15 protein-coding genes and 2 pseudogenes are annotated in these 15,105 nt (G+C 74.8%); 8 read left to right on the forward strand and 9 right to left on the reverse strand.

All coding sequences use genetic code 11. From position 1 onward, the window contains the following. Nucleotides 1–244: 244 nt before the first annotated feature. A pseudogene (locus C7C46_RS00205) lies at nt 245–1,543 on the reverse strand (PP2C family protein-serine/threonine phosphatase); the annotation flags it as partial. 154 nt (nt 1,544–1,697) lie between these two features. Continuing rightward, complete coding sequence (locus C7C46_RS00210) at nt 1,698–3,047, reverse strand: NAD(P)/FAD-dependent oxidoreductase (protein ID WP_245983923.1); 1,350 nt, start codon at nt 3,045–3,047, stop codon at nt 1,698–1,700. Nucleotides 3,048–3,369: 322 nt separating this feature from the next. On the opposite strand from C7C46_RS00210, the gene C7C46_RS00215 reads away from it, so the two are divergent. Both C7C46_RS00215 and C7C46_RS00220 read left to right on the forward strand, forming a co-directional pair. Beyond that, on the forward strand, nt 3,370–4,182 hold the full coding sequence (locus C7C46_RS00215) for a TetR/AcrR family transcriptional regulator (RefSeq protein WP_342775350.1): 813 nt from the start codon (nt 3,370–3,372) through the stop codon (nt 4,180–4,182). A gap of 313 nt (nt 4,183–4,495) precedes the next feature. Beyond that, nucleotides 4,496–6,622: a sigma-70 family RNA polymerase sigma factor gene (locus C7C46_RS00220; RefSeq protein ID WP_110664464.1), complete on the forward strand. Its 2,127-nt coding sequence runs from the start codon at nt 4,496–4,498 to the stop codon at nt 6,620–6,622. A gap of 37 nt (nt 6,623–6,659) precedes the next feature. Here the strand turns inward: C7C46_RS00220 and C7C46_RS00225 are convergent, their stop codons facing one another. Next, a complete protein-coding gene (locus C7C46_RS00225) occupies nt 6,660–7,370 on the reverse strand; it encodes a DsbA family oxidoreductase (RefSeq protein WP_110664465.1) in 711 nt (236 codons plus the stop codon). A 145-nt stretch (nt 7,371–7,515) separates the two neighbouring features. Here C7C46_RS00225 and trxA point away from each other — a divergent pair, with 145 nt between their 5' ends. From trxA to C7C46_RS00240, 3 genes are all read left to right on the forward strand, one after another. Next, nucleotides 7,516–7,836: a thioredoxin gene (trxA, locus tag C7C46_RS00230; protein ID WP_110664466.1), complete on the forward strand. Its 321-nt coding sequence runs from the start codon at nt 7,516–7,518 to the stop codon at nt 7,834–7,836. A gap of 112 nt (nt 7,837–7,948) precedes the next feature. After that, nucleotides 7,949–8,302, forward strand: a complete 354-nt coding sequence (locus C7C46_RS00235) for a PadR family transcriptional regulator (protein WP_110664467.1) — start codon at nt 7,949–7,951, stop codon at nt 8,300–8,302. Further along, a complete protein-coding gene (locus C7C46_RS00240) occupies nt 8,299–9,255 on the forward strand; it encodes a hypothetical protein (RefSeq protein ID WP_110664468.1) in 957 nt (318 codons plus the stop codon). The genes C7C46_RS00235 and C7C46_RS00240 overlap by 4 nt, the downstream gene beginning before the upstream one ends. A gap of 20 nt (nt 9,256–9,275) precedes the next feature. Here C7C46_RS00240 and C7C46_RS00245 read toward each other — a convergent pair whose 3' ends face one another. The 3 genes from C7C46_RS00245 to C7C46_RS00255 all read right to left on the reverse strand — a co-directional run bounded on the left by C7C46_RS00245 (nt 9,276) and on the right by C7C46_RS00255 (nt 10,498). Continuing rightward, nucleotides 9,276–9,782 carry a P-loop NTPase family protein gene (locus C7C46_RS00245; protein WP_110664469.1) on the reverse strand — a complete coding sequence of 169 codons (507 nt, stop codon included), beginning with the start codon at nt 9,780–9,782 and terminating at the stop codon, nt 9,276–9,278. A 150-nt stretch (nt 9,783–9,932) separates the two neighbouring features. Further along, nucleotides 9,933–10,175 (reverse strand): hypothetical protein, encoded by a 243-nt coding sequence (locus C7C46_RS00250; RefSeq protein ID WP_110664470.1) that lies wholly within the window; start codon nt 10,173–10,175, stop codon nt 9,933–9,935. Then, on the reverse strand, nt 10,172–10,498 hold the full coding sequence (locus C7C46_RS00255; RefSeq protein WP_110664471.1) for a hypothetical protein: 327 nt from the start codon (nt 10,496–10,498) through the stop codon (nt 10,172–10,174). Before C7C46_RS00255 ends, C7C46_RS00250 begins: the two co-directional genes overlap by 4 nt. Before the next feature lie 135 nt (nt 10,499–10,633). On the opposite strand from C7C46_RS00255, the gene C7C46_RS00260 reads away from it, so the two are divergent. The 3 genes and pseudogenes from C7C46_RS00260 (at nt 10,634) to C7C46_RS00270 (ending at nt 12,083) form a co-directional block, all read left to right on the forward strand. Then, nucleotides 10,634–11,458 carry a helix-turn-helix domain-containing protein gene (locus C7C46_RS00260; RefSeq protein WP_110664472.1) on the forward strand — a complete coding sequence of 275 codons (825 nt, stop codon included), beginning with the start codon at nt 10,634–10,636 and terminating at the stop codon, nt 11,456–11,458. A gap of 43 nt (nt 11,459–11,501) precedes the next feature. Further along, nucleotides 11,502–11,615, forward strand: a pseudogene (locus tag C7C46_RS00265) (DUF397 domain-containing protein); the annotation flags it as partial. A gap of 9 nt (nt 11,616–11,624) precedes the next feature. Beyond that, the gene (locus C7C46_RS00270; RefSeq protein WP_110664473.1) at nt 11,625–12,083 is read left to right on the forward strand and encodes a hypothetical protein; all 459 of its coding nucleotides are present in this window, start codon (nt 11,625–11,627) and stop codon (nt 12,081–12,083) included. Here the strand turns inward: C7C46_RS00270 and C7C46_RS00275 are convergent, their stop codons facing one another. The 3 genes from C7C46_RS00275 to C7C46_RS37525 all read right to left on the reverse strand — a co-directional run bounded on the left by C7C46_RS00275 (nt 12,084) and on the right by C7C46_RS37525 (nt 14,968). Then, the gene (locus C7C46_RS00275; RefSeq protein ID WP_181442106.1) at nt 12,084–12,593 is read right to left on the reverse strand and encodes a universal stress protein; all 510 of its coding nucleotides are present in this window, start codon (nt 12,591–12,593) and stop codon (nt 12,084–12,086) included. A gap of 179 nt (nt 12,594–12,772) precedes the next feature. Beyond that, nucleotides 12,773–13,726, reverse strand: coding sequence for an asparagine synthase-related protein (locus tag C7C46_RS37520; protein ID WP_342775351.1), 954 nt, complete (start codon nt 13,724–13,726; stop codon nt 12,773–12,775). Next, complete coding sequence (locus C7C46_RS37525) at nt 13,727–14,968, reverse strand: hypothetical protein (protein WP_342775352.1); 1,242 nt, start codon at nt 14,966–14,968, stop codon at nt 13,727–13,729. Between the last annotated feature and the right edge of the window lie 137 nt (nt 14,969–15,105).

Consider the following 15,105-nt stretch of genomic DNA (forward strand, 5'->3'; position numbering starts at 1 on the left):
TTTAGCCCAACTCCGCTCCGAAAAGCGAATCCAGGCTCTCCGCGGAATTACCGGCACAGCAAATCAGGCCGACCCCGTGCGAGCGCACGAAGGACCAGCTCAGTTGTGCTGAGTGAGAATTGCTGGGAGTGGCTGCCGGGACCGTCCGCGCAGACAGCGCGTCCAGTGCTCCTTGCAGGCAGCTCGAAGAACACTAGACCTGTCCGAGGTCGGAGTCAACCTCGGTGTCCAGCGGATTCTCGTCGGCCGGCCCGGGGAGGCGGAACGCCAGCACCGCGACGTCGTCGTCGTGCTCGGCGGTGACGCCCATGGCGCGCAGCAGGCGGGCGCAGACCTCCTTGGGGGAGCCCATCGCGCCGCCCAGGGTGTGGGCGAGCCGGTCCAGGCCGAGGTCGATGTCCTGGTCTCGGCGCTCCACCAGACCGTCCGTGTAGAGGACGCCGGTGGTCCCGGGCAGCAGGCGCAGGGTGTGCGAGGTGTGGGTGCCGCCACCGGTGCCGAGCGGCGGGCCGTTCTGCTGCTCGCCCTGGAGCACGGTGCCGTCGGGACCGCGCAGCATCAGCGGTAGGTGGCCGGCCGAGGCGTAGGTGAGAGTGCCGGTGTGGGCGTACCCCAGGCCGGCGGCCGGCGGCGGGTCGTAGACGGCGTAGAGGCAGGTGGCGATCTGGTTGGCGTCGATCTCCACGGCGATCGCGTCCAGCAGGCTCATCACCTGGTGCGGCGGCAGGTCGAGCCGGGCGTAGGCCCGCACGGCGGTGCGCAGCTGGCCCATCACGGCGGCGGCGCGCAGACCGCGGCCCATCACGTCGCCGATCACCAGGGCGGTGCGGCCACCGCGCAGGCTGATCACGTCGTACCAGTCGCCGCCGACGGCAGCGTCGGCGCCGCCGGGCTGGTAGGTGGCGGCGACCTGGAGTTCGGCGGGCTGGTCGAGTTCCTGCGGCAGCAGGCTGCGCTGCAGGGTGACGGCGGCTTCGCGCTGGCGTCGCTCGGCCTCGCGCAGCCGGGCGGCGGCGTGCACCTGGTCGGTGACCTCGGCGGCGAAGACCAGGACGCCGACCGCGGGTGGCTGGCCGTCGCGGGTGCCGGTTCGCTCGTTCGAGTGAAGTGGGACGCAGGAGACGTTGAAGCAGCGCTGCCGGCCCGACGGGTCGGTGATGCTGCGGGCCTTGACCGAGCGGCCGCGGCCGGAGCGGAGCACCTGGTCGAGCAACGAGGGCAGGCCGAGCTCGGTGAGCTCGGGCAGCGCCTCGTCGGCGGGCAGGCCGGCGTGCCGACTGCCGAAGAGCTCGCGGTAGGCGTCGTTGGCGTAGCCGAGCCGGTGGCGGGCGCCGTAGGTGATCACCACCGGGGCGGGCAGCCGGCCGAGCACGTCGCACAGGTCGTAGAGCTCGTGCAGGTCGAGCAGCTGCTCGGGGCCGACCAGACCGGTCGGGCCGAGCGGGTCCCGCTGTCCGGGCAGCGCGGGGACAGGGTCGTCCTGGGGCGGAGCGACGCGCCACGGGGCCCCGGTGAGCCGCGCACTCCAGCGCATGAGGTTCAACCGACTGTCGCTTTCCTTGGCTCGCGGTCCATCACGTTTCGTACTGGTGTCCGCACTCGACGTGACGGGCTGACAGGCAGATCCTGTCAGGTGTAGGCAGGATTCCGGAAGTCGTACGTGTGTTGGTCGTGTTGTACGGCCCGGCCGGTGACCGTCAGTGGTCGTGCTCGCCGACTGCCGCCCGGAATTCGGCGCGCGGGTGTTCGACCGCGGCCAGCGAGGCCACCTCCCGGCTGAACAGGGCGCCGAGCAGCCAGTCGGCCAGTACCCGGATCCGCCGGTCGGTGCTGGGCAGCCGGCGCAGGGTGCGGGCCCGGTGCAGCAGCCAGGCCCGGCGGCCGGTGCGGCTGCGCCCGCCGGTGTGGGCGACGGCGCGGTGCAGGCCGAGCGAGGCGGAGGCGAGGGTCCGCTCCGGCAGGTAGGCCTGCGCGGGCCGTCCGGCCGCGACGGCGACCAGGTTGTCGGCGAGCCGGGCCGCCTGGGCCAGGGCCTGCTGGGCGTTGGGCGGACAGCTGCCGTGCGGCGGGTCGGGCACGGCCGCGCAGTCGCCGGCCGCCCAGGCGCCGGGCAGCGGGCGGCCGTCGGGGCCGGCCACCTGGAGCGTGTCCAGGCATTCCACCCGGCCGCCGGCGCCCAGCGGCAGGTCGGTCGCGGCGAGCAGCGGGGCGGGGCGTACGCCGGCCGTCCAGACCAGGGTGCGGGCGGCGAACCGGGTGCCGTCGGAGAGGGTGATCAGGCCTTGGGCGGAGTCCAGTTGGGTGGACAGCCGGACGTCCACGTTCCGCTCGCGCAGCTGCGCCAGGGCGTGTGCGGCGAGTTCGGGGGCGGCCTCGGCGAGGATCCGGTCGGTGGCCTCGACCAGCACCCAGCGCAGGTCGTCCGGCTGGATGGTGGGGTACTCGCGGATCGCGTACCGGGCCATGTCCTCCAGCTCGGCGAGCGCGCCGACCCCGCCGTAGCCGGCGCCGACGAAGACGAAGGTGAGCGCGGCGTGGCGCAGTTCCGGGTCCCGGGTGGAGGAGGCGAGGTCCAGCTGGGCGAGCACGTGGTTGCGCAGCGAGACCGCCTCGCCGACCGTCTCGAAGCCCAGGCCGTGCTCGGCCAGGCCGGGCACCGGCCGGGTGCGGGAGACCGAACCGACCGTCAGCACCAGCTCGTCGTAGGGTAGTTCGACCTCGACGCCGTCCTGCGGCGCGATCCAGGCGAGGCGCCGGGAGTGGTCGATCCGGGAGATCCGGGCGGTGAGCACCGTGCAGTCGGGCAGCGCCGGGCGCAGCGGTACCACCACGTGGCGCGGGTCGACGGAACCGGCGGCGACCTCGGGCAGTAGCGGACGGTACGTCAGGTAGGGTGCGGCCTCGACCAGGGTGATCTGCGCCCGGCCGGTCCGCAGCTGGTCGCGCAGCGCCCGCTGGAGCCGCTGGGCCGCGGTCAGCCCTGCCGGACCGCCGCCCACGATCAGGATCCGGATGATGCCACCCCCTGCCGTCGTGACCTGGTTCACGCACCAATGACGCCCTGCGGAGGCCGCAGTTGTCCACACTCCGGACCGGATTCGCCCGACCGGATCCTTCGTTGGCCCGCGGTCAGTCGTCACCCCGGGTGGTGAATCCATTACCGCCTGATTTACCGTTGGCCGACCGGCCCGACTGTCCCACGCCCAAACGGGGAAGGGTAGACCGCGGCTGATCCCCGCCCGGGTGCGACGGGGACCGCGCTGCGGGGGCGCTAGAGCTTGGGCCAGGCCTGGGCCAAGCCCGTGCCGACACGGGCGCGACGACTACGCACAGGAGCCCGCGGGCTCCTCCGGGGGAGGGTTGGGAACGATGGATCAGGATCACCTGCTCGGCGAGGCCGCGCAGCCGCAGATCGGACCGGGTACGCCCGTGGTGCCCGAACAGCGCCTGCCCAGGGAACCGGTGGCGGACCACTCCCCCGCCATGGAACGGCGCTCCGGCTCACCCCGGCTGCGGGTGGACGCGCGGCGCAATCTGGAGAGCGTGCTGCGGGCGGCCCGCGAGGTCTTCGGCGAACTGGGGTACGACGCGCCCATGGAGGAGGTGGCGCGGCGGGCCGGGGTCGGGGTCGGCACGGTGTACCGGCGCTTCCCCAGCAAGGAGGTGCTGGTCCAGCGGATCGCCGCCGAGGAGGTGGCCTGGCTGACGGCGCGGGCCCGCGAGGCGCTGTACGGTCCGGCCGGGCCGTGGGAGGCGCTGGCCGGCTACCTGGCCACCGCGGTGGGCTCCGGCGCCGGCCGACTGCTGCCGCCGGAGGCCTTCGGCTACGCCGAGGAGCTGGCCCGGGTGCCCGAGCAGCGGCTCTCGCCGGACGGCTACGCCGGTTTCGGCGGCCACGGCGGCGGTGCGGCCTACCCGGGCGGTCTCGGAGCGGCACCCGTCGATGCGGTCGAGGCCGGCCCGCTGCGGGCCGATCCGCGGCTGCTGCTGCAGCTGCTGGCCGCCCTGGTGGCCCGGGCCGCGGCGGCCGGCGAACTGCGGCCGGGGGTCACCGTGTCGGAGGTGGTGCTGGTGCTGACCGCCGCGGTGCCGCCGTCGATCGGCCGGGCCTCGGGCGGGGAGGGCGCCGATCCGGGCGAGCGGCTGCTGCGGATCCTGCTGGACGGCCTGCGCGCGAGCTGACCCGGAGCCGGCCGGGCGCGCCTGGGAGCGCGCCCGCAGCGTGCGCCGGTCGACTTCGCGTCAACAGAGTTGGGGGAACGGGCACTCGGACGCCTCCCCGGAAGAGTGGGTCGACCGGCATCGAGCTTCCGGTGCCCCCACCGCTATGCCATTCTTTGGCCGTGGTTGGAGCCAATGTCCGGGTGCGCACCCTCAGCGGGGCCGAGGTCCTCGCGCGGCGCCCCGGCGCACGGCCGCCGTTCGGTGCTGCCCCTGTGCGCGGCGCATGCGCGGGGAGTGCGTCGACCGGGCTCGGATCGGACGAGGCGGACCGATGAGTGCCGAGGAGCAGGACGAGCAGAGCGTCGAGCCCGACGCCGAGGCGGTGACCGGTCAGGTCCCGGGCCAGGGCGGGGCTCCGGTGCGCGAGTCGCTGAGCCCCGGCAACCACGGCAGTCCCAGCGGTCCCCGGGTCCCCGGGCAGGCGGTGGCCGGCCAGGGCGGGGTGACGCCGGAGGCCTTCATCGCCGCGGGCGAGGAGCGCGACCCCGGCCACGGGGACGAGGAGCGCCGCCCCGGCTACGCGAAGGTGCCGCCGCCGGCCGATCCGGTGGACGGCGACCGGCCGCCCTCCGACGCCGAGTTGACGGCGCTGGTGCGGGCCGGTGACGACACCGCGTACGAGGAGATCTACCGCCGGCACGCGGAGGCGGTGCGCCGCTACGCGCGGACCTGCTGCCGGGACAGCTTCACCGCCGAGGACTTGGCGGGCGAGGTGTTCGCCCGCACCCTGCAAGCGCTGAAGGCGGGCAAGGGCCCCGAGTTCGCGGTCCGCGCCTACCTGCTGACCGCGGTGCGCAACGTGGCCGCCGCCTGGGCCCGCAGCGAGCGGCGCGAACAACTGGTCGACGACTTCGGCACCTTCACCCAGTCCGCGGCCGCCGCAGCGGTGGACTTCGACCTCGCCGACCCGGGCGCCGACACCTGGGCGATGGCGCTGGCCGACCAGCGGATGGTGATGCGGGCCTTCGTCGAACTGCCCGAGGACGACCGGGTCCTGCTCTGGCACACCGAGGTCGAGCAGGAGTCGCCGAAGACCGTCGCGGTGCTGCTCGGCAAGACCGCCAACGCCACCGCCGTGCAGGCGCACCGGGCCAGGTCCCGGCTGGCCGCCGCCTTCCTGCAGGCGCACGTCTCCGACGTGCAGGAGCAGGGCTGCGAGGAGTACGCCAGCCGACTGGGCCAGTACGCGCGCGGCGCGCTGCGCAAGCGGGCCGCCACCGAGGTCGGCCAGCACGTGCGGGACTGCCCGCGCTGCACGGCCGCCCTGCTGGAGCTGGTCGACATCAACCACGCGCTGCGGCTGCTGCTGCCCGGCGGGGTGCTGGCCTGGATCGGGGCCGGGGCGTTCTCGGCCTTCGCCGCAGCCGCGGTGGCCGGTGGTGCGGCCGGCGGGGCCGCCGCCGGTGGTGTCGCGGCGGCCGCGACCGGTGGGACAGTCGGTGGCGCTGCGGTCGGCAGCGCGGCGGGCGCCGGTGCGGCCGGGGCCGCGGGAGCAGCGGGAGCCGGTGCGGGTGCCGGTGGTTCGGCCGGCGGTGGCGCCGGGGCCGCGGCCGAGGGACTCGGCACGGTCGGCAAGGCCGCGATCGCCGCGGGCGTCGCGGTGGCCGTGGTCGCCGCGGTCGCCTACGCGCTGACCGGCTCGCCGGAACAGGCGCCACCGCCGGTCGCCGCGCCGGTACCGAGCAGCGCCCCGGCCGCCCCGACACTCCCGCCGGCGGCCGCGCCGCCCCCGGCGCCGGTGCCGACCACGCCGGCCCCGTCCCCCACGCCCCCGCCGCCGAGCCCGACCCGGGCCAAGCCGCGCCCCACCCCGCCGCCGAAGCCGACGCCCCCGCCGCCGAGCCCCAGCCCGAGCCCGGTGGTGCCGAGCGTGTCGCCGCCACCGGTCCCGCTGCCGCCGGTCCCGCCGGTGCCCAGCGTCTCGCCCCCGCCGGTGCCCACCCCGCTGCCGAGCAGCTTCTGGGTGGACCAGCTGCCGTTCAGCCCCCCGAGCCCCCGCCGCGTTCCGACCGGCCCGAGCATCGACCGGCAGGACAGCGACTGGCTGCTGCTGCAGCGCACGGGGCTGTGGATCGCGGGCGATTACTACAACCGCGGGCTGACGGTGCACACCCCGTCGACGGTGACGATCGACCTGAACCGCTCCTGCCTGGCCTACGACGCCCTGGCCGGGGTGGACGACACGACGCTGGTCCCGGGCGCGATGCGGTTCACGCTGCGCGACCAGGACGACCGGCGGCTCTGGCGCTCCGGCCCGCTGCGCCGGGGCGACGCCCCCGTGGCGGTGCACGTGCCGCTGGCCGGCGTGCGGCAGCTGCAGCTCGAGGTGGACCCGGTCGACGGCTTCTGGGCCGAACCCGCACTGGCGGACTGGGCCGAAGCACGCTTCACCTGCTGACGGCCCGTCAGCAGGTGAAGCGCGGGCCGACGGCGGGTCAGACTGAGCAGACCCCGTCCGCGCAGGCGTCCCCGTCGCCGGCCGCCGGAGCCTGGGCCGGGTCGGCGGCGGCCCCCTCGGCGGCGGTCTCGGCGGTGACCTGCTGGAGCACCTGCACGAAGGTCTCGGTCTCCTGGCCGCCCTGGACCGCCCAGCGGCCCTCGAAGACGAAGGTGGGCACGGCGGAGATGCCGAGTTCGCGGCCGCGCGCCAGCTCGGCCCGGACCTCGGCGCTGCCCTCGTCCCCCGCCAGGTACTGCTCGACCCGCTCGCGCGGCAGGCCGGCCGCCACCGCGACCTCGGTCAGCGCGGCCGGGTCGCCGACGTCCACCCCGTCGGAGAAGTGGGCCGCCAGCAGGGCCTCCTTGAGCGCGCCCTGCCGCTCGGCACCGAACTCGGTTCCGGCCAGGTGCAGCAGTCGGTGGCCGAGGAAGGTGTTGACCTCCAGCGCGGCGTCGAAGTCGTAGGCGATGCCCTCGGCGCGGCCGAGCTCGGCGACCCGGTCGTCCATCGCGCGGGACTGCGGCCCGTATCGCTCGGCCAGCCAGGCGCGGTGCGGGGTGGCTGCGGCGGGGGCGTCCGGCACCAGCTGGTACGGGCGGTAGACGACCTCCACCTCGCCGCCGAACTGCTCCACCGCCCGGTCGAACCGGCGCTTGCCGATGTAGCACCACGGGCAGGCGATGTCCGAGTAGATCTCGACCTTCATGGGGGAGGGGCTCCTGTCAGTGCGGGGACGAACTGTGAAGATTCAACCAAACCGGGCCGCCCAGCATTCCCGCCGCGTATTCCCGGCCGTCGCACCCGGCCTGCCTAGGATGTGGGCGCCCGTACCCCCGAGAAAGGCTCCCGAGATGCGTGACGTGACCGATGCAGACTTCGACGACGTGGTCCTGAAGAGCGACAAGCCGGTCCTGGTCGACTTCTGGGCCGAGTGGTGCGGCCCGTGCCGGATGGTCGCCCCCGTGCTGGAGGCGATCTCCGCCGAGCACGGCGACAAGATCGAGATCGTCAAGCTCAACATCGACCAGAACCCGGAGACCGCCACCAAGTACGGCGTGATGTCGATCCCGCTGATGAACGTCTACGTCGCCGGCGAGGTCGCGCAGAGCATCGTGGGCGCCAAGCCGAGGGCCGCGCTGGAGCGGGACCTGGCGAACTTCCTGGGCCAGTAGGCGGGCCTCGGTTCACGACACAGCCCCTGGGGTGCGCCCCGGGGGCTTCGTCGTGCAGTCTGCCGGAGAAAACTCTGGACGGCATATGCCGGTAGACGATATATGTAGTCCTGTGACCGAACGCACCCTTCAGGAGCCCACGCTGCTCCTGCTCACCGCGCTGGCCGATGCCCCCCGGCACGGCTACGCGCTCATCCAGGAGGTCTCGGCGATCTCCGACGGTCGGGTCAAGCTGCGGACCGGGACGCTCTACGGGGCGCTGGACCGCCTGCTGGGCCAGGGACTGATCGAGGTAGTCGGCGAGGAGGTGGTGGACGGGCGGGCCCGCAAGACCTACGCGCTGAGCGGCTCCGGCCGCGAGCTGCTCGCCGCCGAGGCCGAGCGCCTGCGCCGGATCGCCGCCCAGGCCGAGCAGCGGCTCGCCGCGGCCCGCCGCCCCGCCCCGCAGCCCGGGTTCGCCTCATGAGCGCCCGGGCACTGCGCCTGGCGCTGGCGCTGCACCCGACCGGCTACCGACGCGAGTGGGGCGAGGAGCTGACCGCGACCTTCACCGAGAGCACGGCGGGTGCCGACCGCTGGGCGGTGGCGCGCGAGCTGTTCGACCTGGCCGGGCACGGGTTGCGGCTGCGGGTCGGCCTTGGCTCGGCCGGGGTGGCCGCCCAGCTGACCGCGCTGGTGGCGCCGTTCGCGGCGGTGGCGGCGGCCGGTGAGGCACTGGCGCACCTGATCATGCTGCCGTACCTGCTGCGGCAGGGCAGCAACTTCCACTGGGTCTGGTCTGCGCACCCGGTGCTCGGGATCGTCCAGATCGTGGGCCTGCTGCTCGCGTTGGCCGCCGCCGTGGCCGCGACGCTCGGCCGGTGGACGCCGGCCCGCGTGCTGGCCCCGATCGCCCTGCTGGCGAGTTGCACCACCGGTCTCAGCAGCCTGTCGGACATACTGAACAGCCGCACCCTGCTCATGCTGCTGATCGAGCACGGACCGCAGGCCATGTGGGTGCTGTTCCTGCTCGCCGCGCCCCGGGACCTGCTCGGCCCGCCCAGTTGGCGCACCCGCCTGGGCGCGCTGGCCGGGGCCCTGGTCGGCGGGGTGATCATCCAGTTCGGCTTCTTCGCGGGCGAGCCGGCTTTCCTGCGGGAGGCCACTCAGTACCTGGCGCTCACCGCGATCGCCGTCGAGCTGGCGCTGCTGGTGGCCGCGGTGCCGCTGCTGCTGCGCGGGTGGTACGGCCCGGCCGCGGCCGCGCTGGCCGGCACGCCGTTGGCGCTGCTGGTCTTCCTGACCGTCCTGGAAGGCTTCGTCGGCGGGGCCCGCAACGTGGCTCCGGTGCTGGCCGTGCTGCTGCCGGTGGCGGCGCTGGGGCTGGCGCACCGCTTGGGGCACCGGATCCCGCCCAGCCGCTCCTCACGGGTGCGCTGACCGAGTCTCAGGACCCGCGCTCAGCCCGCCAGCCACTCCCGCGCCCGGCCCGCACTCGTCAGCCTGACCACGGTCAGCTGCGGGTGCCGGGCCAGGCGCTCGGCCGTCCTGCGGCGCTTCTCCTCGTACTGCGACCAGGCCCAGCGGACCGGGTGGCCCGGGTCAAGCAGGTCGCGCCAGGTCTCGCGGTTGCCGTTCCACAGCTCACGGCCCGCCAGCACGCGGCCTGCGGTGCGCCTGACCACCCGGGACATGACGGTCCATCGGGGCAGGTCGAGCCAGACCAGGGTGTCGGCCCGCTCCCAGAGCAGGTCGCCCAGCACGTTCTGGTACTGCTCCTCGCAGACCCAGCGCTCCCCCGCCGTGAACCGCTCCACGTCCGCCTCGAACTCGGGCCGCTTCACCCAGCCGGGCCCGTGGTGCAGGGCGTCGAGTTCCACCCTGGGCAGGCCGTGGCGGGCGGCCAGGGCGGTGGCCAGGGTGGTCTTGCCGGCGCCGGAGCTGCCGGAGACGATCACGCGGTTCATGCGGCCCACCGTGCCCACTGCGGCAGCCCGCCCGCAAGCGGGTTCAGGAGCGGAGCACCACGGCGAGGAGGGCGGCCAGGGCGAACAGTCCCGCCAGGGAGACGGCGTAGGCGGCGGAGCGGGCCCGGGGGAAGTCGGGCCGCTCGGGCGTCACGTGGGGCTGTCCTGATCGGTCGGGCCCAGCGCGAGGGCGAGGAGCAGGAGTTCGGTCGGCAGCAGCGGACGCAGCTGGACCAGGACGGTGCCGGTCGGTGTGATCCGGAAGCCTTCGACCGGGTCCGGGAGCTCCACCTCGGCGGCCACCAGGGCGGAGGTGAACTGGTGGGCCGCGGCCGAGGCCTGGCGGCGGCCCGCGATGGCCGCAGCGGCCATCGGGTTCGGGTAGCCGGTCATGCGGGCTTCACCACCCAGCGCGGGTCGACCTCCCACTCCGGGCCGCCCCCTTCCGGGCGCAGGAAGATCCGGGTGCCCATCCGGTCCATGAAGATGCCGAGCCGGTCGTTGAGCACGTCGAAGACCAGCTCGCCGCGCCGGGTCGGCCGGTAGGGCGCGGCCGGGGGCTTGGCATTACCGGGCCGGACGGTCGGATAAGCCGGGGCGAGGCGGCGGGTGGCCTCGGGCCGGCCACCGCAGTCGGCCGGGCACGCGCACTCCGGGAGGATGCGGCCGACGAAAGCGGCGGGTGGATAGAGACTGATTTTCTGACTATCGGTCATGTGCAGCGCTCCGGGCGGAACTTGGGGGGTGGAGATTTCACTTTCTGTATCCCCAGCGTCGCGCTGCGGAGCTAGCCTGGGAAGCCGCTGGCTGTTGCGCAGCAAAGGTCCGAGACACGGAGGGGGCGGGCTGCGATGGGCTTCGCCGAACGCGAACTGCATCCGGAACGGTCCCCGAGGGACCTGTACGGGTCGGAGATCCGCAGGCACCGGGAGCTGGCGGGGAAGATGACGCTGACGAGGTTGGCGGAGATCCTGAACTTCTCGAAGGCACACCTGTCGCGGATCGAGTGTGCGGAGTCGCCGCCGCCGCCCGGGCTGTCGGAGAAGTTGGATGTCGCGTTCGGGACTGACGGCCTGTTTGTCAGGCTGTACCCGCATGCGAAGGTGTACCAGCTCCCTGACCGCTATCGGCGGTACATGCAGCTAGCTTCCGAGGCCGTCGTCTTCGAGGCCTACACCAACACCATCCACGGACTTCTTCAGACACCCGCCATCGCATGGGAACTCCTTCGGGCAGGTGACCCATTCGCCCCGGACAGGGAAATCGACAACAAGGTCAAGGCACGACTCGAACGGCAACAGCGCCTCCACGGACCCATGCCGCCTCGCTACTGGTTCGTCATGGACGAAAGCGTCCTCCGACGCTCCGCCAAAGGCCGGACCGAAATGCGCAGTCAGCTCGAACTCCTCGCTGACGTAGCGAAGATGCGACATGTAACATTCCAAATCATGCCATTCTCGGCAGGCTTCCACTCTGAGTTGGGTGGCTCCCTCACCATCCTGACCCTCCCGAGCGGCAATGTCGTCGGATACGAAGAGGGCAGCCGTACAGGGACGTTGATCGAGGAAAGGGACGAGGCCGCGACGCGCAGGGCGTACTACGATCTGCTTCGGGCTCAGGCCCTCTCACCCCGGGAATCCCTTGAGTTGACGGAATCGCAGCTACAGCAGTGGTGATGGCGGCGCTTGCCTCGAGGTCGACGACGCCAACCCCGGCCTTGTCCGCGACTCCAAGGGCCCCCACGGCCCCCGGCTCGCGTTCCATCCCGCCGCCTGGAACGGCTTCGTCCGCGCCGCCGCCACTGGCCGGCTCCCGTTCAGGAGCGCTCGCTAGGCTCCAGGCATGGACCCGCTCACGATCAGGTACTCCCGCCGGCGCCGAGCCGTCATGACCGGGTACACCGCCTTCTGCTGGCTGCTGTCGGCGCTGTTCTTCGTGCTCGCGAGCGCCGCTCCGGAGGTCGGGTCCGTCCTCAGGAGCGGCGGGGCCGCCCTCGCGTTCTGGAGCCTCCTGGTCCTCTGGCTCACCTTCGCCTCGGTCCGGGTCGACGCGGCCGGGATCACCCAGCGGTGGCCCGGCGGCCTGCGCAGCCGTATCCCGTGGTCGAACGTCACCGATGTCGCCGTCGTGCACCGCACCGGCTTCAAGGGCCGCCGCCAGATCAAGGTCACCCTCACCGCCGGCCGGTCGCAGCCCCTGCTCGCCCCCGTCGACCGCCTGCGCAAGCCGGTCAACCCCGCCTTCGACCAGGAGGCCGCCGCCGTGCTCGCCGCCTGGGAGTCGGCCCGCGCCGCAGCCTGACTACCCCCGCGCGGGCGGGGCCGGGACCACCAGGACCGGGCAGGACGCGTGGTGCACGGCTGCCGTGCTGACCGAGCCGAGCAGCAGCCGGCTGAACCCCCCGTTCCCACGCGCGCCCACCACCAGGGTGTGCTGGCCGACCGCCCCCGCCAGCAGCACCTCGACCGCCTGACCCTGCACCACGTGCAGCGACAGCTCCCCCTGGTACTGCCGGTGCCGGGCCTGCTCCACGGTGGTGACGGCGCGGCGCAGCCCGTCCGCCATGCTGCCGTTGAGGCGCTCCAGGCTCTCCTGCATCAGCTCCGCCATCCCCGGCGGGTAGCCGCCGGGGGCCGGGTCGACCACGCCGAGCACGTAGAGCGGCAGCGCGTAGCGCTCGGCCTCGGTCATCGCGCGGTCCAGCGCCCAGAGCGAGCCGTTGGACCCGTCGCAGGCCGCCAGGATCCCGGGCGGGTTCGGCGCGGGCGCAGCGGTGCGGACCGGGCGGGCGGCGGGCTCGGTGGCGGTCATGCAGCCCATGATGGGACGGGCGGGGGCGGGAGCGCGGGAGGCACGAGGCCGGGTCGGCCGCCCTCGCTCAGTCGCGGACCGCGATCACCTGTCCCGGCCGCCCCTGACGGTGGCTCGGACCCGGAGGCCACGCGGCAGCCGGCCGCGCCCCGCCCACCAGCCGGTCGCTCACGGCCGGTTCAACTCGACCGCTCCCCGGCCAGCGCCCGGCGCTCGGGCATCGGCATCCCCTCCCAGCAGGTTCCGGCCCGGCGGGCCGCGTACCGGCGCAGCCAGAGTTCGGTGGCGATCAGGTCGGCCAGGCCGTCCAGGGCGGTGCGCGGGAGGTCGCCGTAGGGGTCCGCGGCAGTGCCCAGGGCGCGGCGGACGGTGGGCAGGTCGATCAGGCCGGCTTCGGCGAGCAGGGGGGCGCGGAACAGGTCGGCCAGCGCGTCGGCGGCCTGCCGCAGTCCGGCGCGGGCGGCGGCGGCGCGGTCCGGACGCGGGGCCCGGCCCCAGTCGGCCGGCAGGTCCGGGCGGCCGGCACCGGCCAGCACCGCGCGCAGCAGCGCGTGCCGGGCGCCGGGCTGCAGCCGGACATCGGCCGGCAGCAAGCGGGCGGCGCGCACCACCCGGTTGTCGAAGAACGGCGCGTGCAGCCGCTGGCCGCGCTGCTCGGTGGCCTGGACCAGGATCCGGTAGCTGCCGGCGTGGTGATGGAGCGCCAGCTTGGCGCGGCGCGCCCCCGGGTGCTCGGCGGGGGCCGGCTGACGGGCCGCCACCCGCAGCCGCAGCGCCACCGCGCTCAACGCGTCGTCGGAGAGGAAGCGGGCGGCCGGGCCGGGGACCACCCAGGCGAGGTCGGCGGCCGAGTGAGCGCCCGCGGTGAGCGGTGCGCCGGGGCGCGCGCTCCGGCGCTCGGGGCCCCGACGGGCCGTCAACTGCACCGCCACATCGTCCAGCGCCTCCGCGTACCTCCCGCGGGCCAGCCGGTGGGCCGCGCGCAGCACGGTGACCGGGGTGCGCACCGCGCCGGCCAGGGTGCCGGTGATCGCCCGGTCCGCCCCGGCCAAGGCGGCCACCGGCGGCAGCAGTTCACGCGGCCGGCCGGCCCGGATCAGGTCGGCCAGGCGGGCCGGGTGGCCGTCCAGCACCTAGCGGGCGCCGTGGCCGGTCAGGTGGTCGGCGCCGCCCGCGCTGAGCCGGGCGGCGGTGGCGGCGGCGCTGACCAGGGCGCGGCCGGGGTGGTCGGTGAGCGGGCCGGCCAGCGGGTCGTCGACCAGTTCCGCGTAGGGCAGCGTGTGCGGGGCGGCGGCCAGCACGGTGTGCCGCAGCCGGGCCCGGCCCGCCTGCGGCGGCGGCTCGGGGGCCGGGCGGGGGGACTCGTGGGAAGTGACGGCGGTGAGCAGGTCGGCGGACTCGGCCCGGTCCGCCGCCGGCTGGCGGTCCACCCAGGAGCCCTTGACCGCCCCGGTCCTGGTCAACCGGTCACTGGCCGGCCCGGCGGAAAGGCCCGCCTCGGACGTGCCGGGCGCCCCCGGCGCGGGCCCGATCGGCACCGCGGCCGCCAGCAGGGCCAGGGCCGGCGAGGCGGTCCCGTACGACAGGTCGGCGCCGATCCGCGGCCGGGGCAGCTCCGGGGCCTGCGGGGCGCCGCGGACCCGGGAGCGGACCGACTCCAGCAGACTGCGGGTCAGCTCCCGCACCGCGGGCGCCTCCGCGATCTCCCCCGCCAGCGGCGCCAGGTCGTAGTCGTTGTGGTCGGGCCGGCCGCCGCGGATCGCCAGCGTGTGCCCGGGCGGGACCTTGTGCACGCCGGTGTACGGGGTGCCGGTGCCGATCGCCTCCGGGGACTCGGGGCAGGCCAGCACCGCGGCGAGATGGCCGACGTCCACGGTGGCGCCGACCAGGTCGGCCAGTGGCAGGCCGGCCGTGGCGAAGGCGGTGCCGCCGCACCAGGGGGTGTGGAAGAGCGGGTGCAGCCCGGCCAGGTCGGTGAGCAGCAGGGTGGAGCGGGTGCCGATCCGCAGCACCGCGGTGTAGCTGCCCGGATAGCCCGTCAGGTGGCGCACCGCGCCGCCGCGGGCCGCCGCCAGGCCGTCCGCCAGCTCCTGGTCGGAGGCGCCGCAGTGGCCGAGCACCAGCAGCCGGCAGTGGCTCTCGGTGTCCTCGGCCAGGTCGGCCGGGCCGTCCAGCCGGACCGGGCGCTGCTTGGGCCGCAGCACGAACTGGCGGATCTCGGCGGGGCGCCAGTCGCCGACCGCCCAGAGCGGGTCGGGGCCGGTCCACAGCGCGGTGGCGGCCAGCGGGCGGACCCGGGCGAGGGCCTGCTGCACCTCGTGGCCAGCGGTCCCGGCCCGTGCCGCGCTACCGGTCCAGCCCGCAAGCCAGCGCATCGCGACCTCCTCGTGGCCCGGTCCGCGCGGGAGTCGTGGGCGCGCGGACGCTGAGCGGCCAAGGGACATGGTGCCACTGCGCGGGCGGTCGCGGTGGCGGCCGGAGGTCGGGTGATTCCGTGACTCCTCCCCGGCGT

Source organism: Streptomyces tateyamensis (assembly GCF_003205575.1).
Classification (GTDB): domain Bacteria; phylum Actinomycetota; class Actinomycetes; order Streptomycetales; family Streptomycetaceae; genus Kitasatospora; species Kitasatospora tateyamensis.